Source organism: Chlamydia gallinacea 08-1274/3, assembly GCF_000471025.2.
Lineage (GTDB): Bacteria > Chlamydiota > Chlamydiia > Chlamydiales > Chlamydiaceae > Chlamydia > Chlamydia gallinacea.
Genome location: NZ_CP015840.1, coordinates 567,594 through 591,556, shown reverse-complemented (window position 1 = coordinate 591,556; position 23,963 = coordinate 567,594). Strand labels below are relative to the sequence as shown.

Here is a 23,963-nt window from a genome sequence, read left to right as displayed (position 1 = left end):
ACATAGACTAATTAAAACAATGAAAAGATTTGGTTATAAACGTTTATAATGGGCATCAAAAATATATTAATAATAGACGATGAACCCCTATTAAGAGATTTTCTTTCAGAACTTCTTTTATCTCGAGGCTATGTCCCCAGCTGTGCGGACAATGTAAAACACGGTTGTCACAAAATTAAAACAGAACAATTTGACTTGATTATTTCTGACATGAATATGCCTGATGGGACAGGTCTCGACATTATTAAAACAACAAAAAAATATGCTCCTCACCTTCCTGTTTTAGTCATTACCGCCTATGGGACTATAGAAAATGCTGTACAAGCTATGCGCTATGGAGCATTCAACTATCTTACCAAACCCTTTTCTTCGGAAGCTCTACTCGCCTTTATCCAGAAAGCCAAACAACTCCAAGATCTTGTCCATGAAAATTTACTTCTCAAATCACAAGTCCCTACAGAATCCCACCCTTTAATTGCGGAAAGCCCCTCGATGAAAGAGATTCTTTCTAAAGCCAAAAAAGCAGCTCGTAGTTCTGCTAATATTTTTATTCATGGTGAATCTGGATGCGGTAAAGAACTCCTAGCATTTTTCATTCATAGCCATTCCCCTCGCTCTTTACACCCCTATATCAAGGTCAATTGCGCTGCAATTCCTGAAACTCTTTTAGAATCTGAGTTTTTCGGTCACGAAAAAGGCGCATTTACAGGAGCCTCAGCAAAAAAAGCCGGGAGATTTGAGCTTGCACACAGGGGGACCCTCCTTTTAGATGAAATCACCGAAATTCCCGTGCACTTACAAGCAAAACTTTTGCGTGTCATCCAAGAAAAAGAATTCGAACATCTCGGAGGAACAAAAACTCTATCCGTAGACGTGCGCATTCTCTCTACATCAAATAGAAACTTAAAAGAAGCCGTTGAAGAAAAAACCTTTCGCCAAGATCTTTTTTACCGCCTGAACGTGATTCCCCTTTATCTCCCTCCATTAAGAGAACGTAAAGAAGATATCCTTCCCCTAGCACAGTATTTCTTAGAAAAATTCTGTGCTTTAAATAATCGTCCATTAAAAACCCTTTCAGAAAAAGCAAAATTGGCTCTAATGGACTATCCCTGGCCAGGGAATATCCGCGAACTATCCAATGTTATTGAACGCGTGGTGATTCTGGAAAATCCTACACACCTAACCGAGTCCATGTTAGCTTTGTGTTAAAAGACAAAGTAGGAAGAATCAGGAGTTTTTCTTGAACTCCAGGGAAACTTTTGCTAAACTCCGCCTCGATTTCTCCTCAGAGCAAGCCGTTATAAGCACCGATAGCTCAACCGGATAGAGTACCTGGCTTCGGACCAGGTGGTTGGAGGTTCGAATCCTCTTCGGTGCGTTAAACATTTTTTCAGAATAAAGATCCCCCCCTTTATAATAGTTCTTAAGGAAAGCCTCTTTTTCTTTTCCTATTTTTTCTAAGTTGCACGTCTTTATTACTCAAAAGGAGAAGGTATGCAAAATCCTCGGCGACGATCAACAAAAAAATCATCCCCCCAGCAACGGAAAAATGTTGAGGTAACCATTACGGGAAAATCCTTTCATATTTCCTCCCCTCTGCGCCAATTAATTTTAGAAAAAAGCCAGCACCTTCCTGTAACATCGATTCATATTGTTTTAATTTCACACAAGGATAAACAGGGAACAGAAGTCCATCTGCTTGCTTCTAAAGGGAAAGAATCTTTCCAAGTACAAACGCACAGCCCTAATCCCTATAGTGCAGTTATTTCTGCGTTTAAAAAAATACGCACACTCACTCATAAGCATCGAGAAATACGTCGCGATAAAAAGAAACATAATCTAGGATTATCAAAAAAAGAAGAACTCGTCCTTCAACTAGAAGAAGCTGATCATCAATATGATGATGTTTTACCCGTAGAAAACCTAGATGCCTGGGATGCTTTAAAATGCTATGGCTTCATTCCTAGTATGCTGAAAAAACACCTGTCTAAGAAAAAAGTCCCTCTTCCTATACTCTCTGAAGAAGAGGCCTTACAAAAATTTTCTTCTTCTCAGGATAAAGCTCTTGTATTCCTAAATGAAAAAGAACATAAAATTCAATTGATCTACAAACAAAACAACGACAAGTATGTCATCATCGAACCCCTTCTCCCCCCAGGATTCCACAATATCACGTAGGCAAAAATCTCCCCCTGCATTTAAATTATTTGATTCCCTACGGGACAAAATCTTAGTATCTACGCCCGAAGAGGAGGTACGACAAAAGCTCATCACCTTTCTTATTGAAGAGCTCCATTACCCCGCTAATCTCCTCATTATAGAAAAAAGATTGGCCTCTCTTTCCCCTCTTCTACAGCAACGACCTTCGCATTATCCTAAAAAATGTCGTCCTGATCTTCTCGTTACAACTCCCGTAACATATACTACTGCCGAAGGGAAAGCCTATAACCTGGGGCAACCCCGGCCCCTACTCCTTATAGAATGCAAAGCTCGCGTGATTAACCAGCGCACGCTAAATCAGGTATTAAGTTACAACTATATTATCGGAGCCCCATGCCTAGCGATTGTTTGTTATAACAAACAAAAAACAGGATTTCTCAATCCTAAAACTCATCAGTTTGATTTTTATCCTGGATTACCCAGTTATCCTCAACTACTTACGTATTATTTACATCTTAAACATAAAGTCTAAGCACTATGTACTGTTATCTACCCGGAATCGTATTACAAAATCTTCCTACAGAGCAAACGCATTGTATAACAACCATCTTTTCCCCCCGGGGTCTATTCACATTCTTCGTAAAACAAGGGCAAACCCTACATTATCCTTTTCGTGAAACCCTAATTCCCTTATCTTTAGGAACCTATACCATTCATTCTTGCCCGCCAAAGATGCCTCGCTTAGCATCCGCAGAATTACATGATGCGTTTACAGAAATTAAAACTACCTATGTCCACTTACAAGCTGCAGGGAAAATTATACAAAGCCTCTTAGCATCTCAATGGCAAGAAAAACCTTCTCCTAAGTTGTTCTGCTTATTATATAACTTCTTGCATCGCTTACCAGAAAGTAAAAATCCTAATATGTTTGCCGCTACTTTTTTACTGAAACTCTTACAATATGAAGGTTGCCTTGATCTATCAGCAACCTGTTCTCAATGTAAGCAATTCATCCATTCTCCCCAGTGCTACCGGTATCAAGGCTTGAAGTTCTGCAAACAACACAAACCTCCGAAAGCCATACCTATAGAATACCAGGAAGAACAGATTCTCCATGCCCTGGTACAAGCTAAACACTTTCACGAATTACTTCATCTATCAGATTTTCCTTTAGGATTATCAAAAAAAATTATTCATATGTTCGAAAGCACATTACCCAAAAACAGATAACTAACGTAAAACAATAGTACCACCAGAGCGACTCTGTACATTAAAAACTAAAGTTACAGGAGCAACATCAACTAAAGAATTACTATACGTCTTTTTCCAAATCCCCCGACCCCGTTGAACAAGATCTCCTTCTACCATGACCTTGCCTTTTGTAGATACTTGGGTGTGGACAACCACTCCAACATTCTTAGGCAGAACTAGGGTTACGCGCTCTGACTCGTTATTCACAGTGATATGTGTATGTTTATGCCATGTACCACGAAAATCCAAATCCATTTTACATGAAGAACAAGAAAACTCTAATGCAGTTAACTCAGGATAATTCCCTGTTAATTTGCCACGTAAAAATCCAAAAGACCCCTGATACACAATCGATGTTAATCTCGGAAAATCTCCGGAAGCATCAAAATAAACACGCTTTTTACGTTGAGCGTGAATTTCCATCGTTTCCATTTCAGGAAAGGCACCAGAAAAATTAAAACGATCTATATGAAATTGCTCGTCTTCAGAAATATAGTGCTGCTCAGAGAATAAAGAACTATTTACTAGGCCCAAAGAAAAACAAAAAAATAAAATAAGAGAAAACAACCTCAAGGTCTACACCTCAAATTTCAAATCAAATTTAATATGAAAATTCAAAACAAAGAAATCAAGAAGAGAAGAGGTGCGATAATCTGTATTGCGAAAGAGGGGACTCGAACCCCTAAGGAAAGCTCCACTACCACCTCAAGATAGCGCGTATACCAATTCCGCCACTCTCGCTGAAGAAACTAGCTTACTGAGAGCCTCCCCTTTAGCTCAAGAAAAAAAATGTTTCCGAGTGAGTAAAAATTCAGTAAATTAAAACTACATAACTTATACACCCTATAGCCTGGAATCATGCGTTGTACTGCCCATTGCACAGCTTCTTCCTACAATTTACATGTTCTCTCTCATCTATTAAAAACGCACTACCCAACCATACTCTCCAGAGAATACGTACTTATTTCTTCAGAAACTCCTGAACAATGCGATAAAATCGCAGTTTTCTTTCCCTTCGGTGTTACCGTATTTTGGGGATGGCAAGAGTCCGAAGAAATCAAAATCCTTCAATCCATTGTCACAGCTTCTCCAGGGATCCTTCCTCTACCTGAAATTGATCAGTATACCTTTCATTATGGAGACAAACTCCAAATTCGTAGGGATCGTCTCATCCTTGCAGATTCGCACTTAAATACGAAATTAGCCATCTCCTTTGGTCTTGCACAATCTGTCAAACTGACAATATTCGAAGCAACAATCTATAAAACCATTGAAGATTCTAAACGCCTTCCCCAAGACCTAGCGACTAAAGGGAAAATTTCCATGTCTCGCAAAGCAATTGCAAAAAAAATTGGCAAATTATTTTTAGACAAAGCCTCGGTAAATCTCCATTCAGATATTCTCGATGAACCCGACTTTTTCTGGGAACACCCAAAAACACAACCTATTTATATTGATGTTTTAAATTGCCTAGATATAAACGCACGGATTAATGTTCTTAACCACCGATTAACCATTCTTGGTGACGTTTTAGAAATTTTAAATGACCAGTTGAACCATCAACATTCTTCTGCACTAGAATGGACAATTATTTGGTTAATTATGCTTGAAGTCACCGTTGCCCTACTTAAAGATGTTTTCAACGTTATTTAATTTTTGTAAAAATTTTCCTCTGCACCTACTCTGCGGCTGTATTTATCTCTACAGATGGACCATCTCTCCTCTATTAGGTTCCCCTTGCCGATTTTTCCCCACATGCTCACAATATGCTTTACAAGCACTAAAACACCATGGATGCATACGCGGACTACAATTAATCATAAAAAGACTAGGAAAATGCGGCCCCTGGCATCCCGGAGGCATTGATCTAGTCCCTACCACGACTTTGGAGGAAGCTTTAGGCGTTTCCCCGGAAGCAACCGATGATGATTCATATGATTCTCACGCATAATGGCTTCTATAGTGACTCCAAAACGCCGCGCAATCAACCATAATGAATCTCCCTCCTGTATCACGTACTCCCTTTCTTCCATTTGCTTGTCCTCTTGATCTATAACCTCCTTAGGATAGTGAAAAAGATGACCTCGCGGCGAAGCAAGCAATCGAGAAACAAAATTTTCACTATAGGAAGATCCACTAGGAAGAAGAGACACAAACGACTGCAAAGCATCGTCAGAGAATTCATGAATCACCCAATCTTCGTCATGAACTAACAAGAGTAGAGCCGCTAAAGGCTCACCTAACTCTATATAGGTACATAAAACTTTCCTGCGTTGTTGGTCAGATATAAACGAAGACCGACTTTGCTGATCACACAGAGAAAAAAACACGTGCTCTCCATGACGTATGACCATACGCGCTAAAGTAGCTACTGTAGCCACCTGTTCCTCAGCACCGCAAAGTAATGTTCTTAGGTAAAGAAATTCTTCCGTAAGACAAAAATGATACAAACACTCTTCATCAACCTGCTCGCAGTCTATAGACCGAGCAAGAATCGAAAATAATCCCTGAGAAGTAAAAGGATACCTCTGGCAAGACAAGTACTGTCGAATACAACGATAATCTGTTTGATCAAGATTAGGAAGCAACCAAGTTTTGTCCTCACTACGCAATTCAGTAAATGTTATGGGGTGAGGAAGTACACTTGCTATATCTACATTATACGTATGCATAGCCACACTTAAAGCCCATACTTTAATGGGGCGACCATAAAGCAAACGATCTTCATCCAATAAACAATACAAATCCTCCAAAGAAGATTCCGATAAATAGTTTAAAAAGTCCTCCGGGATTTTTTGAACATGATAACTTTTAGCAACTAAAGGCCCAGAAAATAATTGCAATTTATAAATATCTTTACGAAAAATCGTTGTGTAAAACAAAAGTAAAAAAACAATATTTAACGCTATACTTAAAGCTAGTGCTTGCCATAACCACCGGGTTTTTTTTTGCGCAGTCATGTTAAAAGATAACTCCAAAAATGAAGACTTTCCCAAGGTACAAAATACTTGCCACTATACACCCCTCCTCGTAAAATGTGTCACAAAAACGTTACTATTCCATGCGAGTTTCTTTATCTTTATTACAAAAATTTTTTTCTTCTTCTTTATCTTTAAAGCAAATTGTAGAAGCTTGTGATCGCATAGGAATCGAAATCGAAACACCCCTATCCCACGCACACTCCTTTATTGTTACAGCCAAAATCATAGCAACTTCTCACCACCCCAACGCTGATCATTTAGTTGTCGCTACACTATTTGACGGAAACGCAGAATATCAAATTGTTTGTGGAGCTCCTAATTGTCATGTAGGAAGCATTGTGCCCCTAGCACTTCCAGGGGCCAAAGTATATGATCAAGCAGGTTGCTTATATACAATAAAAAAATCAAAATTGCGCGGTATAGAATCTCAAGGCATGTGCTGTGGAGCTGATGAACTTGGTTTTCCACATTTACAAGCTCAGGGAAAAAACTTATTTGTATTCCCTGAAACTTCTCCTCTAGGAGAAGACGTCTACACCCTCTTATCTGATACCTCCATAGAATGCTCTCTAACACCTAACTTAGGCCATTGCGCCTCAATTTTAGGCCTTGCTAGAGAAATTACTCATGTTTCTCCAACAACACTCACCATCCCCACAGATTTTTCCTTTTCTCCTCTACCAAGACAAACACAAAATACCCCACAACACGATCTTACAATTTGTCCTTTCTTTTGCTATGTAAAAATCTCTGGAGTTTCTTCGCAACCCTCTCCCCAAGAGCTCCAAGATATTCTCAAAGCCTGTAAATATAAGCCGATAAATGCGATCGTTGATATTACTAATTACATCATGCTTGCTTTAGGACAACCACTTCATGCCTATAATGCGCAAGCCATTGATTATGAATCTCTATGTGCACAAAAAGCAAGTTCTCCTCATAATCTCCAACTACTCAGTAACGAAGAAGTCCTCATTCCTCAAGGATTGCCGATCATCTGTGATAAAAATCATACGGTAGCCTTAGCAGGAGTAATGGGAAGTTTAGAGTCTTCATTCCAAGAGACAACAACAGAAATTATCTTAGAAGCTGCGTACTTTGATCCTAAAGCAATTCGCCAATCACAAACATACATTCCCATCAACTCCGAAGCTGCCTACCGCTTTACGCGAGGTACTGATTCTCACAATGTACTTCCTGCACTGTATGCAGCTATCCACTATATTAAAAAACTTTTCCCCCAGGCTCAGGTTTCCCCTATACGAATTCTTGGAGAAAAAACTCCTACAAAAACTCTTACATTAAGAAAAACAACGGTTCAAAGAATTCTTGGCAACCAAGATTCAGAAGAAACTCTCAAAGTCAAACTGCATACCTTAGGTTTCTCTGTTACCTCACAACACGAAGCTATCACTGTAGAAATTCCTTCCTACCGTCACGATATCCATCAAGAAATTGATTTAGTTGAGGAAATCTGCCGAATCGAACCTTGGCACATAGAAAAAAGACATTCTGTTCCTGTATATACTCCTATCTATTCCCTAAAAAGAAAAATTGTGGACTTCTTATCGCAATCTGGTTTACAGCAATTTTTCACCTGCGACCTTTTAGATACTGAAACAGTAGCCCTTGACAGGCAGCAGAAAAACAACCAAACAATTCACCTTCAAGGATCCAAATACGCAACAAGCTTACGTACTTCATTACTCCCGGGATTACTAAAAAGCACAGCAACCAATCTTAATAGACAAGCTCCTTACGTTCATGCCTTTGAATTAGGAACCACCTATACAAAAGTAAATACACGTTACTGCGAAACCCAAAATCTAGGGATTATTCTATCAGGGCAAGCAGAACAGATTTCCTGGATGTCTCAGAATCGGCCTTTATCTTTCTTCTCTATCAAGGGGTGGGTGGAAAAGTTATTTCATCACTTACGTATTTCGCTATCTGCGTATACAATTCAGGAAGGCCATCATGAAAATTTTCATCCATACCAACAAGCAGAAATTTATTTACATAAGCGCGTAATAGGACAATTCGGAACGTTACATCCTCACCTATGTAAAAAAGCCCAAATCAAGTGTCCTGTATTTTTTGCTGAAATTTCTGTAGATGCTCTAATATCTACACAAAAGAAATCACAAAAACGCTATCAGCCATACCCTATTTACCCCTCATCCTTCAGAGACATAACGCTCACTGTTCCCGAATCCCTTCCCGCAGATTCCCTACGTAGGAAACTTTTAAGTTTCCCATCTAAATGGCTTGAAAGTGTTTCCATTATCAGTATATATCAAAATAGGGACTCTACGACACCTAACAAGAACGTCTCTTTACGCCTTGTATTTCAAGACAAAGAACGAACGTTATCAAATCAAGAAATTGAAGAAGAACATGAGCGTTTACTTGCTAGGCTCAAGCAAGAACTAAACGACACAATAGGAACTATCGAGACATGAAACAACTACTTTTTTTCGTTTACGCGCTCACTTTCTCGTGCTTTACTTACGGATCTATCCTTAAACAAGATGCTTCTATTATGAAGGAAACATTCCGTAATAATTATGGAATTATTGTTTCAGGGAAAGACTGGGTAAAACGTGGTTGTGATGGAACAATTACCAAAGTACTAAAAGATGGGTCTACCCTATATGAGACCTATACCCAAGGGCTTCTCCACGGAAAAGTAACGCAAACTTTCCCTCATTCTACGACCCTTGCCGTAATCAAGACGTACGACCAAGGTCGTTTGGTATCCCATAAAACCTTCTTTTCCAATGGCCTCCCCTCCCAAGAAGAAATTTTCCAAGAAGATGGGGCACTTATAATCACACGCTGGCCCGATAACAATAATAACGACACCATCACTGATCCCTATTTCACAGAAACTACGCATTACGGCCGTGTGATTGAAGGAAACTATTCCTCGTTTAATGGGAAATATTTTTCCTCTATTCGCAATGGAGAAGGAGTACGTTCCACGTTTTCTGTTAATAATGTCCTACTCTCTGAAGAGACATTTAGTGACGGTGTCTTGATTAAAAAAACTACCTTTTATCCAACACGAGATCCTGAAACAATCACGCACTATACTAATGGCCAACCCCATGGACTTCGCCTCACTTACCTCCCTGGAGGAATCCCAAATACTATCGAAGAATGGCGGTATGGTTATCAAGATGGAACAACAATAGTATTTAAAAATGGCTGTAAAGTAGCTGAAATTCCATTTATCAAAGGTATTAAAGAGGGATTTGAACTCCGCTATAATGAAAACGAAATCATTGCGGAGGAAGTCTCCTGGAAAAATAACCGCTTACATGGAATAAGAAAGATTTATGCTGCTGGTATCTATAAATGTGAATGGTATCATCGTGGGCGCCTAGTCTCAAAAGCAAAATTTGAAAGACTGAATAATGCAGGATAAACAGAGTTTTCTCCTTGTCTCTGAAGAATCGAAATCATTTCTAGCGCAAGCCTGTTCTCAAGGCTTGCAAATAGGAAAATACCCCCCGATACAAGTTATTGTCCATTTTCAAAATAACTCAGTAGTGAAAACACGTCTTTCTGTAGCTCCGGTATTCTCCTGTTTATTTCTTAGCGCAGGCTCACATAAAGCTATGCAAGAAATTTATCTCCTATGTACAAAATATGCACAAAAGATGACGTTACCTAAATCTTCTTATATCAATACCTCTATCCTTTCTGAAGTCCAACTGCGCATCTTAAATTGTATAGCGGAAGTCCCTTTTGGAGAAACACGCACTTATGGAGATATCGCTAAGGAAACAGGTACACACCCACGTACCGTAGGTGCTACATGCAAGTATAATCCCTTTCTTTTATTTTTCCCCTGCCATCGCATTATGAGTAGCAATGGAGAACGCCATTATTGTGCAGGAGAACATATCCAGGATATTCTCCTTCAATTTGAAGGATCTTTGCGTTAATTCTGCAGCTTGGGATCTAAAGCATCACGAACTCCATCACCTATTAAAGCTATAGCCATGAGCAAAGTCGTGAGTAAAATCGCAGGAGGCCAGAGAATAGCGCTTTCTGAAGGAAAGGCTGTCACTCCCTCTCTCATAATACTCCCCCATGATGACGAACTTTCTTCTCCCAATCCTAAAAAAGTTAAACCTGCTTCACAACTAATCATTGCCATGACAGAAAAGGGTAACAAAGCAATCGTTGGGACAATGGCATTGGGAAGAATTTGGTGCACCATAATATGGTAATGACTATAGCACATATTCGTAGCAGACAGTACATATGGCATATTTCGTTGTCTTAGAGTTTCAATGCGGATGTAACGACTAAATCCTGTCCACCCGAAACACCCCAACAAGACCGTATCTAAAATTAACGATTTTATCTGGGTAATGGAAACCACTAACATTAAAATAAATAACATGGGCATGGTTTCCCAAATCTCTGTAAATCTAGAAAGGATGATGTCTGTAGTCCCTCCAAAATACCCCGAAATCAAACCAACAACTATTCCTATTAATAAAGCAATCGCTACAGAAATTCCTCCTACAACCAAGGCAATACGAATACCAAAAATTAAAGAAGCTAGAAGATCTTTTCGAGTAATACGCGTGAGTTCCCACCACCGTACATATTTATTCATATCCCGAGATCCCCCAGCATCATCTTCCCAATGAAACGTACTTAATAAAGGACGAAGAACAATGCGTAGTTTTTCAGATTCTTCATCTATCCATGCACGTTTATCCCGAATAAAATCCATGGCACTATAAATCTTATTGTACTCTTCGAGTACCCGATGAATACGAACAAGTTGTGTGCGGATTGGTTCTGATTCCTCTTCTATAGATGCACGAACTAAATATAGACGGTCATAAGGACTATGATTATACGAAGCTAGCTGTAAATCGTGATCAATGCGATCTAAAGCCATGAGAACAGGACGATAATCATCAATAGCCTTATGCCAATCCCGCAAAGCCGCTTCATAAGGAATTTGTAGCTTCTGTAATCTTTGTTTCAGTCTCTCTAAACAAATCTTTTCGTTTTTCTCTTGTAAATAATGCAGTGTTGGCATTGGAGACCCTTTGTGCCCCTCATAAGCCACACAATATCTCTGTAATTTTTCATGCTGAGACTTAAGATATTTTGCTTTGATCAGGATACTAAGCTGCTCATACGTACTCATATAATGCTTTTCTAATTCCCAGGTGCGTTTATCCTGAGGAAGAAGCATTAAAAATTCAGGATTCGTAGAGGTTATTTGAGAAAGAATTTTTTCCGCACGGAGTTTTTTCAAACTTTCATCTCCAGCCGGATCAGGAATACACCCAGAATAAACAAAAATAAACCCCGCTATTTGTGTAAATAGGGCGCTATAAAGAATGACCTTACGTAAACTGCCTCGAAAGCACTTCCACCCTATAAAGAAAAAGGGAAAGGTCACCATCAATACATTAAAAAATAAATCTATGGATTTTGTATAAAATCCTGGAAACCACAAATACCGAAACAAGGGGAAAAAAAACATTCCTTGCCACTTAACAACGAGTGGCTTACTACTTGCAAATAGAGGAGCGTAGACCCCAATAATGGACAAAGCAACAACAAATCTCCATGCAAGAGAAGCTAGGAAATTCCTATGGTATGCTTGCACAAATCTACGATAAAAAGAATGAGATGTCTGCATAAGCCCCTCAAACCCTCCTACCTCCTAGATGCACTCTAGGGTCTAATAATACACAACAAATGTCTCCAAGAAGATATCCCACTAAAGATAATGTTGATCCCACAAGAACAGAAAACAGAACAACATTGTGATCACGATTTAAAATCGCCTGATAAAAAAATCTTCCAAATCCATCGATATCAAACAAAGTCTCTACAACTAAGGCGCCTCCTAATATAGCTCCTAATGAAGAGGTTAACGAAGTCACTAATGAAGAGGCAGCATTTTTTCCTACGTGTTTCACAAGGATATTCGAACGAGGGATTCCACGCGCACGCGCAGCACAAATATAATCTTCTCTAAGAATCTCTAAAAATATGGATCGACTCAATCTTGATTGCGCAGCAAAAGCTCCATAACTTACAGCACAAAAAGGCAGAACACAATGAGTAAGAATATCCAACAGTTTTCCAAATGAACTGAGCTGATCAAAAATCTCTGCAGGCGAGCATAGACCGCTATAAGGCATAGGAATTGATGTAAACGGTATAGTTTTATTAATAACAAAATGATCAATAATCCAAGGGACAGCAACAAATACAGGAATAGAAAACAGAATAAGAAAAATGAAATTCAAGACATGGTCCAACCAGCGATTTCTATTTAAAGCCATAAGCATGCCAAAGACTTGGCACAAAACAAAAACAACAACTAAAGGCAATACAGACAACACCATGGAAGCCCGCAAACGCTTAACTACCTCAGAAATTACTGTTTTATGAGGATCATTACGCAGTGTCCCAAAATCTAAATGAAGAATACGCGACATATAGCGTGCAAATCGCGTCTCTAAAAGTAGTGTCCTCCACGAGATCCCCTGAGCATAGGGGAAGGTTTCCATTCCTCCTTCCTCTTGAAACCATGTTTTCAAAGCTTTTACTTTTACACCAATATCTTCTTCAGAAAGCAATCTCACTAAAAACGCATTACTTTTAGATACTTTATCATTATATGCGTATTGCTCTGAAGACAGGTTCGAGCCAACGATCCCTTGACGAATACCCCCACGAATAAATAAATCCGCAGCTATATGACGATAAACAACACTCTGGGTAGAATCACCAGCTTCAAATAACAATATGGGCAAAATGAACTTCGCACGATCTCCCCAATAAACTTTCAATGCAGATAAAGACTTCCCCTTCGCATTGCGTTGAAAACTTTCTATGATCTCTTGAATTCCCGATTTCACTTTTGCGTGAGAAATGGATGGTCGCGTATTAAAAAAAATAGGTAATGTTAACCCATAGTGCTCACGAAATTGTAGGTAACGATCAGGCCCCTTATAAGAACGAATTTTATCTGATTTTCCTGCTTCACCATGAGCATCTGTGGATAGTTCTTCTATAACATCTCCAGGAGCTGCATTTAATATGACAAAATTAATAGCAATAATAGAAAAAAGTGTTAAAGGGATCAGTATTAAGCGTTTTAAGATATACTTAAGCACTCTTCCTCCTGCCTATCAATCCAAACTGTTTGAAGATTGACCATCTCGTCCTGAGCATCTGGAATTAAATCCGTTCTATTCTTGGGGATAAAGATATTTTTTACATAATCTTTATAAAGCAATGAGTAATTACGAGAGAATAGGAAGGCGTAGGGAGATTCTTCATGAATAATTTCATGAAATCGATGATATAAATCCAAACGTTTCTGAGTATCGTATTCATAACTCAGCTGATCAATAATTTTGTCGGCCTCAGCATTATGAAATCCTACCACATTAGCCGATCCACGTTCCAGAGCCCCTTCAGAATGCCAAAGAGCCCGAGGGTCTTCAGGTGGAGAACCTAAACACCAGCCAGTAAGAATCGCATCAAAATTTTTCTCATCAAAAGCTTGAGAAAGATCTGCTGTATCTAATCCCAGCAAACTACACTCTATGCCAATTTCTTTGCACACAGTAGCTACATAAGATGCAATCGTACGCCCTGTGACACTTTTTACGTAATAACATAATCGAAACCGAAAAGGGACAACGACACCATCAATAATTTTCTCTCGGATCCCATCACCATCGATATCTATCCAACCTTCTTCATCCAATATACGTGCAGCCTCTTCTGGAGAGTAGTGCCACCCCTCTATGTTCTGATTGTAAGCAGGCGAATACGCAGAGAACGGCCCACTAATGACATTAGCACGGCCATCCAAGCACTCTTCTATGATTCTATCGCGATCAATTAGCATATTCATTGCACGACGTACTTGACGATTTTCGAAAAACAACGAATAGCAATTCCAACCGATATAAGCATAAGAACGATCAGGATACACGATTTCTCGAATTGCCTCTCCCCGAGCCACTTGATTTTTATAAGCTGCTGTTTTCATAAAACTGGCTAAATTATCCGCTTGATTTGGGGGTAAATAAGTAATATCTAGTTTCCCTGACTTAAAATCTTGGAATAGGGCGTCGGAACTTTCCTTAATATAAATATAACGCTTTTCTACCAAAGCTTCACTAGGATCATAATGATGCGGATTACGAGTAAAAATAATCTTCTCGTCATCCATACCAGAAAAATAAAAGGCCCCACAACTCACAATGTAATTACTTGCCCAGTGTGATGCAAAATTTTGCGCCCATACCGAATCTTTGCGATAAATATCGGGATCGGAATCATCCTTAATAATCTTTTCTCCATTAGCAAAATACTGATACACAAAACACGGCAAAGGCTCTAGGCCTAAGGTATTAAAGAAAGCAGAATACAAAACTTTCTTCTCTTCTTTTCCCTCTTCATTAAAGATTGTGTGTGCTTTCCAACGCACAACAAATTTTAACTCGTTTTCTACTGTGAAAGACACAATATCTTCAAAATACGACCGTGAGGCTACAGCGCGCATTTCAGACATATAGGGATTCATCACAGCATCATAGTAAAATTTAAAATCATATGCTGTAACCGGATGTGGCTGCAAAAAAGTCTCTGAAAGTTGTACCTGCTTAGGAAAACGCGTGGGATCTATAGATGCCCAAAATACATTGGGACGTAAATATACATGGAATTCCTTATCCCCAGAACCATCCAAAACAGGATGCTCCTCCACTTTCAACGCTAAACCTGGAGCAAATTGTTCATACTTCCCCACATGGCTACTTGCCAATCCAGGAACACATAAATCATACATCTTACGTACATAATCATAGCCATTAAATGGACTGAGATTATTTGGCTTCCCAATATGGGCTGTGCGTAATATGCCTTTAGGAACAAAATTTTCTCCTAACAAACTTCCTAAAGTTTTTTCTTTATAAAGATCCGGAGAAAGAAGGTTCGGATAGCGGGGATCACCTACTTCAATACTGTGTGCTGGTGCAGAAACGATAGAGAGCTTTGTAGAAGAGATCTCCGCTCTACTTTGCCTAATCATGCCGAGAACTTCTTGAATATCTTCACGAACATCTCGAACATCTCTTTTAATGGATTTCACATCTTTTTCTAACAAATCAGATGACCAATACAACAAAATTAAAGAGAGAACAATGCCACAGTTTAAAATCTTGTCGATTATACACCGTTTATTCATACAAACAGCCCCTCTGCCAAAGACGCCTGTACTTCAACAGTTCTAGAAAAAATATGCTTTTCCAACTTTAAGTTTCTCACAATCCCGCCCACGTAAAAATATAACATAACCCCAACAAAAGCAGATAGAAATTTATTGAATAATAAGTTCGTACTAAGAGGAAAAAACCTTATAATTCATTTTTTAAAAAGAAGTACTAAATAATAAACAACACGACTAGCTAATGAAAAAGATAAACACAATCTCAGTTAGAATCGTCCATAATACCAATCGACCCTATGCAAATTAGGGCACTGATCACAAAACCAGACTCATTCATCTCAATGTAAAAAATCGCCTTGTTCGAGTTGTTTTAAATAATTTCTTTTATTAAAGCAATAATTTTAACAAACTAAAATTCAATGCTCAATATATCTAAAACAAGAATTTCTTATTAAAATCATTACAGAGTCCTGTATTCTTAAAAATACTACTCTCTTACTAAACAGCAAGACAGCGCCCAAGAAACACTATCTATAAATGTCTAAGAAAAGGTTTTAACAAAAAATAATGAAGTCGTGAGGAAAAAATCGCTGAAAGAAATTAGTGACAAGAATAATCATCTCAAAGAGCACCTACAAACAGGGAAACTCCCTGTTTGTATTCGTAAAAGGAGTTCCCTTTTAACTTTGGCTTGTGGACTCTTCAGTTTTCTCAGGGCATGTCTCTTGTCCCGAAGTACCACCAGTGTTTTCGCCTTCATCTGCAAATACAGCAGAGGATGCTCCTAAACCACAGAAAGAGGCTAAAAGAAGTGTTAGGATTAATTTTTTCATTTTTATTCTCCTTGTTACATATGCTAGCGATCAAATATAAAAACATCAAAAAGCCTCGCTAACATACAGGTTTTCAAGCACCTTATAGGAAAGTAAGAATAATCTGCAATTAAAAACCTATGCCATTAAAGGCTTATCTTAGAATAAATTACATTTGAACATAAATTTTTTGTTCAAAATTTTCAAAAAAATTACACCCCTACTTCATTTTATGAAGCATAATATTCTACTTTATAAAACCTATTCTTACACTATCTCCAACAAGATTTAATAAAACCACTAGACGATGGTGACAATAACATGGAGCTATCTTATAACCCACTAAAATACCATCGAATCAAAATATGACTAACTTAAAGTACGTAAGAGAAAATTTTCCTTGTGCTGTGGGAGAAGATAAATCCCATAAAGAAGAATAGCTATGCCGAATATTAAAGAAAGTAGCGCTACAGGAATAGGCACCAAACCCAAAGAAATACATCCTTGAACAAATAAATCAGAAATGACACACGAAGTGAAAACAGCATAAACGGCAGCTGATCCGCATAAGGATAAAATCAAACCAAATACTGCTATAGCACTGCCAATTTCATAGCGTGTTCTCGCTGAAAAACGCGTACTCCAGGAAATACTTATCCTCTCACAAAGTCCGACTTGTATAGTTGAAAGATTTGAACATGTACTTGTCATAATAACATTCATTACCAACTATAATGTAGAATAAAATAATAAAAATTAATGACTATTATAATCAATTCCATAAAATTTAATTAACTTTCTTGATTTTTTATAATCTCGTTTTTTCAATTCTTCATATATTCTTAAACCCTTCGCGTTCATTCCCTGTTGGAAATAAAGAATGCCTAATTTCGTCATAATTTCTACATCTGCAGGCTTTACTTTTAAAATCATTTCATACTCATAAATCTCTTCCAAAGGCATTTGTAAATCATGATAACTATAAGCTAATTGCGCATGCACCCAAGCATTTCCTGGAGCATATTCATTTAAAATTTTAAATTCTTCAATAGCTCGTTTTGCTGTTGAGAAAAATTTTTCCTGCACATCTTCTCCATATCTTCCTGGAGGTATCCAATAATTGGCATCAAATTCAGGATACTTTCTGGGATCAGCATAGAGTCCCGATAAAGCTACATAAGCATCAGCTAAAGAAACATGAGCTCCCAAATCCACAGGAATGGATTGAACGACTTTAATATAAGCCTCCACAGCTTTTTGTAATAAACATTCACGGAAAAGGAAATAATCCTTCCAAAAACAAAAACAACTAAATTTTCTTAAAAAATCGTGTTGGGGAAGAAAAGTGAGTACGTGCGATAGCAAAGCGTATTCTTGATTTTGCAAATCTATGGCTAATTTCGTTGCTGAGGAGGCCCGATGTGTTTGCTCTTCAACAACATTCGGTTTTCCTGTAAACAATTCCTGGGAACTATCTAAATATTCATTCGCTAATGACTCTAAAAAATCTGGCTTCCCTGACAACAAGTAGAGACGGATAACTAAGCAAATAAATAAAGTTAAAAAGAAACAGGCTAAACAAAATGCCGGAACCAAGGTTTTCCCTGAGAAAAGAAAAAAATAAAGAAATACTCCTAATTCGATAGTCATCAAAATCAAACAACCAAAAATAAGCAAGCTATGACGAATAAGATAGCTACGTAATTTTTTGTGAGTTTTCTTACATAGAGTTTCTAAAGTAGATAATGCGTCGTATCTCTTCATGCATAAAAATCTTGGAATCGTATTATTATTGAATAATTTAAGTTAAAGATATTTGTTCTGAACACCACAATATAAGTTATGATTTCTGCTTATTTACTAGCTAATTTCGGTGGCCCTCGTCATATACAAGATTGTGAAACTTTCTTAACCACATTACTTACAGATCCTGACGTTACTAGAGATAGACTCCCTTTAATCCTTCATAAATACCTATTTACATTTATCGCTAAAAGACGAACGAAAAAGGTCATTCCTTTGTACAATGCTATTGGAGGACATTCTCCCATATATCAAGATACAGAAACCCTAGCAAACACGTTATCCTCGTATCTACATACTCCTGTCATTCCGTTTCATCGTTATCTACCCGATACACATGCAACCACGATGCGTAGGTTAATGACTTTTAAAAACTCTCGCATTGTTGGTGTTCCCTTATTTCCTCACTTTACTTACTCCGTTACAGGAAGCATTGTACGTTGTATTCACAAGTATCTCCCTGAAGCAAATATCTCTTGGATAGCGCATTTTGGGAATCACCCAGAATTTCTTTCCTGCACCGTCAACCATATCCATACATTTTTACAATCACACAACATTCCTGAAAATGACTGTTGTCTACTATTTTCCTCTCATGGTCTCCCCGTAAAATATATTCAAAAAGGAGATCCTTATCGCCAACAATGTGAGCATTCTTTTCACGCGATCTCCCAACAACTCTACCCCATAGAAACCCATCTCTGTTACCAATCAAAATTTGGCTGGGGAAAATGGCTTTCTCCAGCAACACAAACAATATGCGCAACCCTAAAAACAGAGAAAAAATATGTTCTCATTGTCCCTTTTGGATTTACTTCCGAACACATAGAAACTTTATACGAAATAGAAAAAGACTACCTTCCTATCCTAACGAAAAGAAAGTACGTTGCCTTACGTGTCCCTACGATTTACCACTCCGTACATTGGGTAAAAACACTAGCAACCATTATGCAGAATTCCACGTATATGCAACATCCAAAACTCATCAAATCGTCATCATCTAAGGAAGCCGATTTTGCTGTTTAATTGCCTGATATTTCCCAGAGCGTATACTCTTCACCAAGCCCATATTAAATCCTTCAAGTAAATTATCTTTTGCATTACGAAGAACAACAAGACGTAAGCCTTCTTGATTTAAAGGCTGTGAAATAATTTTTAAACGACCTTTATAAGCTGTTTCTATCAATGCTGTTACGTCAATAACGGGGGCAAGTAGAGCATCATAACAATTCGAAGTCAAAGCTTCTAAAGCAACGGGCACGTGTTGATAAGGGACCAGAACAGCATCAGGAATATCTTGTCCTACTAAAACAGAGGAATCAAATTTATAGACTCCAATTAACTTTCCTCGCAAATCCTCCAGAGACTTATAGGGAGCCCCTTCAGCAACAACAAGAACAGGTCCTGTTAATAAAATAGGATCAGAAAACTGATAATAATCAAGCATTTCTACTGTAGGAGCTATAGAGGTAAATACTCCAGCAGTCTTACGATCATCAAGATTTTCAAAGAGATGAATCCAATCTTGATTTACAATATTGATATTCAAATTCTCACGATAGTTAATCTCAGAAACAAGATCATTGAGAAAAGCATTAATATTTGCAGTATAAATCCCAAACTGCTTAGGGAACCAAGTAGTATCTCGACCAACCAACACAATTTTCTTGTCTCTAGAACATCCTAAAAAAACTAAGAGGACACCGAGAATGGCTAAAAGCATTAGCTTCGATACGTTCTTGATTTTCACACGAACTTCCACATTAGATTTTCAAACTCATTTCCGCATCATATTCTACAAAAGAAATTTTATCTAGTATGCTATCGAGTAGAAACTCAGCTAAAAAATATTTTTTAAGAAAAAATCGAATATCCTTGATTTAAAGTCATTTTTTACTTCATTCGTTATCTTGCCTAGAATCAAAATATTATATAGAAAACTCTTCGGGCGAAGATTCTGTTGGATTATTTAAAAAATATTCTGATAAAAATGTTCCCCCTAGCTTCCTCCTGCGCTTCAAAGTAAGACCATAAATAAGAATCGGCTGCGTAGAGGCATTCTCTAAAAATAACCATCCATCTTCGGCCAGCAAGTGGCCTTCAAAAATAGCACGAAGAATCGATGCTATATATTGATTCGAAAGATCATAGGGAGGGTCAATGTAGATAAGATCAAAAACCTCCCCGTTCTTTGTTAACTTTTGAATCGCTGTACTCACTTCTTGCTTCATAATTGTTACGGGCAATTCAGGATCAACACATTGACAATTTTCACGGATTAATCGTATAGCATAAGGGGAAGCATCCACAAAAGTTACTGAAGATGCTCCTCGACTTAAAGCTTCTAAGCCCACGGCTCCTACCCCTGCAAAAAGATCCAAAAATTTGGCCTTTTCAATGTAAGGAGCACAAATATTGAAAACGGCTTCTTTGACCAATCCACATGTTGGTCGTATTGAAGACGTAGAAATAGTTTTTAAAGATTTTCCTTTATATTTTCCTGATAGAATTTTCACAAAATCCTCTGAGGGACAAAGTCCAGATAATCAGCAGCCACCAAACTATACTGTATACCACGAATGTAGCCAAATCCTTCTAAAGGAACTCGAACCTTATGCATATGCCCAAATATACAATGAGAAATCCGCTTATCAGCTTCTAACATGTGTGCTACAGAACCCAAACTCCCATCACTACTAATAGGGGGATAGTGTGTCATAACAATAATCTGTTCTATATTCTTAGGAACACTATCTAAAGCTCTACGTAATCTACCTTGTTCTCTTAAGAAAATCTTCTCATCCGATTCCCCGACCTCATGATAGTGTGGGTTCCCGGTATCTTGAAAACACTGTGGTGCTATATATATGGAAGAACTATCCCATAACCGTACACCAACAACAGCCAGCTTAGGGTGAATAACACACATTCCCTGAGAGAGATAGTGCAGACTACTAGGAAGAACTTGATTGATTTTTGCTGCTGAAGCAGAGCTCCAGTAATCATGATTTCCACGAATCATATATTTTGTTCCAGGCAAAGAATCTATAAAAGCAAAATCTTTCTTTACCTGTTCTAAACGCATCGCCCAAGAAATATCTCCAGGAAGCAAAACAATATCCTGAGGAGACACCACCTCTCTCCATCGATTCTTTATCTTCTCATGATAAGCAATCCAAGGTTCTCCAAAAACTTCCATAGTTTTTTCAGGCACGCCAATAGCTAAATGAAGATCTGCTATTCCATAGATTCGCATAGAATATCCTGCTAACTTAGGAAGAAAAACACGGAAATACAAACAAGAACAACATTATTAACTTAAAATACGTAGTTATCGGGAATTTTCATTCCCCTAGGAATAATAATAATACCATCTCTGACAACTAACTTGCCATCAGGAGAATCATAATTCTTATAGGCTTGATGATTTGTGAGTTTCACTCCATTACCAATTCTACAGTTTTCATCAATAATGGTCTTATAAATTTCACAACCATGCCCAATTCCTAATCCCTGAGGAGAAGCGCTCCCATAATGATCATTCCCCATAACAATAGAATGATCAATAATCGAGTTCTTTCCAATGATACCACGAATCCCTACAACACTATAAGATACACTACTAGAATCAATAACCGCTCCCTCACAAAGCAAAGAACTAGAAATCGTAGAATCCGTAACTATGGTCCCAGGAAGATGGTGATTTTTACTATAAATCATTCCTTTATCATCGTAACAATTTAAACCACGGACTTGGGGATGAGGTCTTTGTGTTAAAGCTATATTTGCCTCATAATATGATTTGATTGTTCCGATATCCGTCCAATAACCATCATAAAGGAAAATCTTCACAGATCCTCTTTGCTTTTGCTTTTGGATAAGATCTCTGCCAAAATCATCACCTGCTTCTTCTAAAAGCAATTGGAATAAACTTTCCTTACGAAACAGATAGATACCCATATTCCCTAAAAAATTCCCGTGCTCAGGATTCAATTTATGAACACAACAATCCTTTCGGGATAAGCGGAAGCGATTAAGAATGCCCTCTTCTTGAGGCTTTTCATAGAAATCCAAAAGATTAGCTTCTTCATCTATTTGCAGTACTCCCATACGATGGGCGTCTTGTTCTTGAATTAGTTGTGATGCAATCACCATATCTACTTTATATAGGCGAGCATAATCTACAATCTGGCGAAAATCCATATTGTAGAGTTGATCCCCAGACAACACTAAGAAATACTCTATACTTGAATCATCTAGATATACTAAATTCTGACGAATAGCATCAGCTGTGCCCTTATACCATATTTGGCTACCATCACGGCTTTCAGGAGCAAGAAGATGGATTTGATTCTGTAACACTCCATGGTATGTCTTAAGTAAGTGCTGTTGCAATGTATAGGTAAGATACTGTCCGACAACAAAAATTTTAGAAAATCCAGCAGTGATTGCATGAGAAATAGGAACGTCTATTAACTTATACCGGCCTCCAAATGAAACAGTAGGCTTACAACGCCAACACGTTAGCGGAGATAATCTTTTTCCTTCTCCACCGCACAAAACAATTACCCCAACTTTATCTTGATGAAAGTGAGTATTTTCCCAATGTGAAGGATACCCATGAAAATCATTTTCTATCATTTGCCTGCCTTCTATACTTCCAATTTTAAATTAGAAAGAAATAAAAAGGCTACATAAACAAAATAAAAAATAAAATTCTGCTTTTAAAACAAAACTAAATCACAAATTATCTAAATATTCAGAAATAATCGTAGAATCAGATTCTTTTAATCGGCATTTTTCTAACAAAGCTCTTGCAAGCGATTCCAAAGTAAATACCGATCTTAATTGGATCCCAGCCTCTTCTAAAGCTTCTTTTCCTCCTATTTGCCTATCCAAAAATACTAAAGACTCACGAACATATAAACCTTTGTCAGCCAAAGCTTTCGCCGTTTCTAAGATGGATTTCCCAGAAGCAATAACATCATTAATTACTAGACAAGTTTGTCCTGGAGAGTATACGCCCTCAACTTCAATCCTGTCTTCTCGGTTAGGATTTTTTAACTCCTTCCTTCTTAAGACCATAGAAATATTATACTTCAGAGATATACAGGTAGCTAAAGCTAGGGCAGTGTAGGGCACACCACATAATAGACTACTATTAAATGCCGGACGCAAACGCCAAATTAAAGATGCTATTGCTTGTAGTACTTCAGGGAAAGAAATGACTAACCCCATATCCACGTATATAGGTGTTGTCTCTCCTTGCGATAAGGAAAAATTTCCAAACTGAATAGCTCCTATATAATACAGATTCTCAATAACACTATCGCGAAGTTGTTCTTCTTCAAGACTCATCATTTGTTTTATCTCTGGGTGTTTTTGACAAAATATCCATTCTCTTTATAAGTATAAACTATGCTGATCCGTTTATTTTTTGGTATTCCCTCTACTAAAGAGCTGTCAAAGATTCTTACAGCTCCTTTAACTCTAGCGACATTTAAGAACAAAGAATATCTAGGGATTTATAGTCCCCCTATTTCCTCTTTAATGATTTGCGATTTCATTCCCTATTTCTACTTTGCTAAGCAGCAATTAGAGCAAGTACTTTATGAATACTACTTCCTTGATAAAGAAGATACTTTAATCATGTTTCCTGAAATTCTTATAGGATAGCTGTGACACTAAAACACTGACTACCGTAAATTCTTAGCA

24 protein-coding genes and 2 tRNA genes are annotated in these 23,963 nt (G+C 37.8%); 12 read left to right on the top strand and 14 right to left on the bottom strand.

Annotation, left to right across the window (positions count from 1 at the left end; all coding sequences use genetic code 11):
- Positions 1 to 48: 48 nt before the first annotated feature.
- The 5 genes from M787_RS02710 to recO all read left to right on the top strand — a co-directional run bounded on the left by M787_RS02710 (position 49) and on the right by recO (position 3,390).
- The gene (locus M787_RS02710) at positions 49 to 1,209 is read left to right on the top strand and encodes a sigma-54-dependent transcriptional regulator (protein WP_021828927.1); all 1,161 of its coding nucleotides are present in this window, start codon (positions 49 to 51) and stop codon (positions 1,207 to 1,209) included.
- A 95-nt stretch (positions 1,210 to 1,304) separates the two neighbouring features.
- A tRNA-Arg gene (locus M787_RS02705) sits at positions 1,305 to 1,378 on the top strand.
- Between the two features lie 116 nt (positions 1,379 to 1,494).
- Complete coding sequence (locus M787_RS02700) at positions 1,495 to 2,178, top strand: HPF/RaiA family ribosome-associated protein (RefSeq protein WP_021828926.1); 684 nt, start codon at positions 1,495 to 1,497, stop codon at positions 2,176 to 2,178.
- The gene (locus M787_RS02695) at positions 2,129 to 2,692 is read left to right on the top strand and encodes a type I restriction enzyme HsdR N-terminal domain-containing protein (RefSeq protein ID WP_021828925.1); all 564 of its coding nucleotides are present in this window, start codon (positions 2,129 to 2,131) and stop codon (positions 2,690 to 2,692) included. Before M787_RS02700 ends, M787_RS02695 begins: the two co-directional genes overlap by 50 nt.
- Before the next feature lie 5 nt (positions 2,693 to 2,697).
- Positions 2,698 to 3,390: a DNA repair protein RecO gene (gene recO / locus M787_RS02690; protein WP_021828924.1), complete on the top strand. Its 693-nt coding sequence runs from the start codon at positions 2,698 to 2,700 to the stop codon at positions 3,388 to 3,390.
- On the opposite strand, the gene M787_RS02685 is transcribed toward recO, so the two are convergent.
- Positions 3,391 to 3,966 (bottom strand): hypothetical protein, encoded by a 576-nt coding sequence (locus tag M787_RS02685; RefSeq protein ID WP_394809851.1) that lies wholly within the window; start codon positions 3,964 to 3,966, stop codon positions 3,391 to 3,393.
- A gap of 104 nt (positions 3,967 to 4,070) precedes the next feature.
- Positions 4,071 to 4,152 (bottom strand) — tRNA-Leu (locus tag M787_RS02680).
- A 117-nt stretch (positions 4,153 to 4,269) separates the two neighbouring features.
- Here M787_RS02680 and M787_RS02675 point away from each other — a divergent pair.
- Complete coding sequence (locus tag M787_RS02675; protein WP_021828922.1) at positions 4,270 to 5,064, top strand: RMD1 family protein; 795 nt, start codon at positions 4,270 to 4,272, stop codon at positions 5,062 to 5,064.
- On the top strand, positions 5,045 to 5,362 hold the full coding sequence (gene yidD / locus M787_RS04810; protein WP_021828921.1) for a membrane protein insertion efficiency factor YidD: 318 nt from the start codon (positions 5,045 to 5,047) through the stop codon (positions 5,360 to 5,362). Before M787_RS02675 ends, yidD begins: the two co-directional genes overlap by 20 nt.
- Here the strand turns inward: yidD and M787_RS02670 are convergent.
- Positions 5,286 to 6,371 carry a LysM peptidoglycan-binding domain-containing protein gene (locus M787_RS02670; protein ID WP_021828920.1) on the bottom strand — a complete coding sequence of 362 codons (1,086 nt, stop codon included), beginning with the start codon at positions 6,369 to 6,371 and terminating at the stop codon, positions 5,286 to 5,288. The genes yidD and M787_RS02670 overlap by 77 nt on opposite strands.
- 101 nt (positions 6,372 to 6,472) lie before the next feature.
- Here M787_RS02670 and pheT point away from each other — a divergent pair, with 101 nt between their 5' ends.
- From pheT to M787_RS02655, 3 genes are read left to right on the top strand one after another with little or no spacing between them, the layout of a single operon-like run.
- Complete coding sequence (gene pheT, locus M787_RS02665) at positions 6,473 to 8,854, top strand: phenylalanine--tRNA ligase subunit beta (protein ID WP_021828919.1); 2,382 nt, start codon at positions 6,473 to 6,475, stop codon at positions 8,852 to 8,854.
- Entirely contained in the window at positions 8,851 to 9,822 is a 972-nt protein-coding gene (locus tag M787_RS02660; RefSeq protein ID WP_021828918.1) for a toxin-antitoxin system YwqK family antitoxin, read from the top strand. The genes pheT and M787_RS02660 overlap by 4 nt, the downstream gene beginning before the upstream one ends.
- Complete coding sequence (locus tag M787_RS02655; protein ID WP_021828917.1) at positions 9,812 to 10,345, top strand: MGMT family protein; 534 nt, start codon at positions 9,812 to 9,814, stop codon at positions 10,343 to 10,345. The genes M787_RS02660 and M787_RS02655 overlap by 11 nt, the downstream gene beginning before the upstream one ends.
- Here the strand turns inward: M787_RS02655 and M787_RS02650 are convergent.
- From M787_RS02650 to M787_RS02630, 6 genes are all read right to left on the bottom strand, one after another.
- The gene (locus tag M787_RS02650; protein ID WP_021828916.1) at positions 10,342 to 12,075 is read right to left on the bottom strand and encodes an ABC transporter permease; all 1,734 of its coding nucleotides are present in this window, start codon (positions 12,073 to 12,075) and stop codon (positions 10,342 to 10,344) included. The genes M787_RS02655 and M787_RS02650 overlap by 4 nt on opposite strands.
- A 7-nt stretch (positions 12,076 to 12,082) precedes the next feature.
- A complete protein-coding gene (locus tag M787_RS02645) occupies positions 12,083 to 13,564 on the bottom strand; it encodes an ABC transporter permease (RefSeq protein WP_021828915.1) in 1,482 nt (493 codons plus the stop codon).
- A complete protein-coding gene (locus M787_RS02640) occupies positions 13,546 to 15,636 on the bottom strand; it encodes an ABC transporter substrate-binding protein (RefSeq protein ID WP_223200939.1) in 2,091 nt (696 codons plus the stop codon). Before M787_RS02640 ends, M787_RS02645 begins: the two co-directional genes overlap by 19 nt.
- 677 nt (positions 15,637 to 16,313) lie before the next feature.
- Complete coding sequence (locus M787_RS04905; RefSeq protein WP_021828913.1) at positions 16,314 to 16,466, bottom strand: hypothetical protein; 153 nt, start codon at positions 16,464 to 16,466, stop codon at positions 16,314 to 16,316.
- 348 nt (positions 16,467 to 16,814) lie between these two features.
- On the bottom strand, positions 16,815 to 17,156 hold the full coding sequence (locus tag M787_RS02635; protein WP_040429840.1) for a hypothetical protein: 342 nt from the start codon (positions 17,154 to 17,156) through the stop codon (positions 16,815 to 16,817).
- Between the two features lie 45 nt (positions 17,157 to 17,201).
- Positions 17,202 to 18,209 (bottom strand): tetratricopeptide repeat protein, encoded by a 1,008-nt coding sequence (locus M787_RS02630; protein ID WP_021828911.1) that lies wholly within the window; start codon positions 18,207 to 18,209, stop codon positions 17,202 to 17,204.
- 78 nt (positions 18,210 to 18,287) lie between these two features.
- On the opposite strand from M787_RS02630, the gene hemH reads away from it, so the two are divergent.
- On the top strand, positions 18,288 to 19,274 hold the full coding sequence (gene hemH, locus M787_RS02625; protein WP_021828910.1) for a ferrochelatase: 987 nt from the start codon (positions 18,288 to 18,290) through the stop codon (positions 19,272 to 19,274).
- On the opposite strand, the gene M787_RS02620 is transcribed toward hemH, so the two are convergent.
- From M787_RS02620 to M787_RS02600, 5 genes are all read right to left on the bottom strand, one after another.
- Positions 19,249 to 19,971: a transporter substrate-binding domain-containing protein gene (locus tag M787_RS02620; protein WP_021828909.1), complete on the bottom strand. Its 723-nt coding sequence runs from the start codon at positions 19,969 to 19,971 to the stop codon at positions 19,249 to 19,251. The genes hemH and M787_RS02620 overlap by 26 nt on opposite strands.
- Before the next feature lie 205 nt (positions 19,972 to 20,176).
- Positions 20,177 to 20,764 (bottom strand): 16S rRNA (guanine(966)-N(2))-methyltransferase RsmD, encoded by a 588-nt coding sequence (gene rsmD / locus M787_RS02615; RefSeq protein WP_021828908.1) that lies wholly within the window; start codon positions 20,762 to 20,764, stop codon positions 20,177 to 20,179.
- On the bottom strand, positions 20,761 to 21,504 hold the full coding sequence (locus M787_RS02610) for a metallophosphoesterase (protein WP_021828907.1): 744 nt from the start codon (positions 21,502 to 21,504) through the stop codon (positions 20,761 to 20,763). The genes rsmD and M787_RS02610 overlap by 4 nt, the downstream gene beginning before the upstream one ends.
- 62 nt (positions 21,505 to 21,566) lie before the next feature.
- Positions 21,567 to 22,889: a sugar phosphate nucleotidyltransferase gene (locus M787_RS02605; RefSeq protein WP_021828906.1), complete on the bottom strand. Its 1,323-nt coding sequence runs from the start codon at positions 22,887 to 22,889 to the stop codon at positions 21,567 to 21,569.
- Positions 22,890 to 22,988: 99 nt separating this feature from the next.
- Positions 22,989 to 23,609, bottom strand: a complete 621-nt coding sequence (locus tag M787_RS02600) for an orotate phosphoribosyltransferase (RefSeq protein WP_021828905.1) — start codon at positions 23,607 to 23,609, stop codon at positions 22,989 to 22,991.
- A gap of 57 nt (positions 23,610 to 23,666) precedes the next feature.
- On the opposite strand from M787_RS02600, the gene M787_RS02595 reads away from it, so the two are divergent.
- A complete protein-coding gene (locus M787_RS02595; RefSeq protein ID WP_021828904.1) occupies positions 23,667 to 23,924 on the top strand; it encodes a hypothetical protein in 258 nt (85 codons plus the stop codon).
- The last annotated feature ends 39 nt before the right edge of the window (positions 23,925 to 23,963 follow it).

Bases quoted from the DNA above. Each gene is read 5' to 3' on its own strand.
- hemH (WP_021828910.1), top strand. From the start codon at position 18,288: ATGATTTCTGCTTATTTACTAGCTAATTTCGGTGGCCCTCGTCATATA.
- M787_RS02670 (WP_021828920.1), bottom strand. From the start codon at position 6,371: ATGACTGCGCAAAAAAAAACCCGGTGGTTATGGCAAGCACTAGCTTTA.
- M787_RS02630 (WP_021828911.1), bottom strand. From the start codon at position 18,209: ATGAAGAGATACGACGCATTATCTACTTTAGAAACTCTATGTAAGAAA.
- M787_RS02660 (WP_021828918.1), top strand. From the start codon at position 8,851: ATGAAACAACTACTTTTTTTCGTTTACGCGCTCACTTTCTCGTGCTTT.
- M787_RS04905 (WP_021828913.1), bottom strand. From the start codon at position 16,466: ATGAAAAAATTAATCCTAACACTTCTTTTAGCCTCTTTCTGTGGTTTA.
- M787_RS02595 (WP_021828904.1), top strand. From the start codon at position 23,667: ATGCTGATCCGTTTATTTTTTGGTATTCCCTCTACTAAAGAGCTGTCA.
- recO (WP_021828924.1), top strand. From the start codon at position 2,698: ATGTACTGTTATCTACCCGGAATCGTATTACAAAATCTTCCTACAGAG.
- M787_RS02650 (WP_021828916.1), bottom strand. From the start codon at position 12,075: ATGCAGACATCTCATTCTTTTTATCGTAGATTTGTGCAAGCATACCAT.
- M787_RS02620 (WP_021828909.1), bottom strand. From the start codon at position 19,971: ATGCTTTTAGCCATTCTCGGTGTCCTCTTAGTTTTTTTAGGATGTTCT.
- M787_RS02675 (WP_021828922.1), top strand. From the start codon at position 4,270: ATGCGTTGTACTGCCCATTGCACAGCTTCTTCCTACAATTTACATGTT.
- M787_RS02710 (WP_021828927.1), top strand. From the start codon at position 49: ATGGGCATCAAAAATATATTAATAATAGACGATGAACCCCTATTAAGA.
- M787_RS02635 (WP_040429840.1), bottom strand. From the start codon at position 17,156: ATGACAAGTACATGTTCAAATCTTTCAACTATACAAGTCGGACTTTGT.
- pheT (WP_021828919.1), top strand. From the start codon at position 6,473: ATGCGAGTTTCTTTATCTTTATTACAAAAATTTTTTTCTTCTTCTTTA.
- M787_RS02655 (WP_021828917.1), top strand. From the start codon at position 9,812: ATGCAGGATAAACAGAGTTTTCTCCTTGTCTCTGAAGAATCGAAATCA.
- M787_RS02610 (WP_021828907.1), bottom strand. From the start codon at position 21,504: ATGCGAATCTATGGAATAGCAGATCTTCATTTAGCTATTGGCGTGCCT.
- M787_RS02695 (WP_021828925.1), top strand. From the start codon at position 2,129: ATGTCATCATCGAACCCCTTCTCCCCCCAGGATTCCACAATATCACGT.
- M787_RS02700 (WP_021828926.1), top strand. From the start codon at position 1,495: ATGCAAAATCCTCGGCGACGATCAACAAAAAAATCATCCCCCCAGCAA.
- M787_RS02605 (WP_021828906.1), bottom strand. From the start codon at position 22,889: ATGATAGAAAATGATTTTCATGGGTATCCTTCACATTGGGAAAATACT.
- M787_RS02600 (WP_021828905.1), bottom strand. From the start codon at position 23,609: ATGATGAGTCTTGAAGAAGAACAACTTCGCGATAGTGTTATTGAGAAT.
- yidD (WP_021828921.1), top strand. From the start codon at position 5,045: ATGTTTTCAACGTTATTTAATTTTTGTAAAAATTTTCCTCTGCACCTA.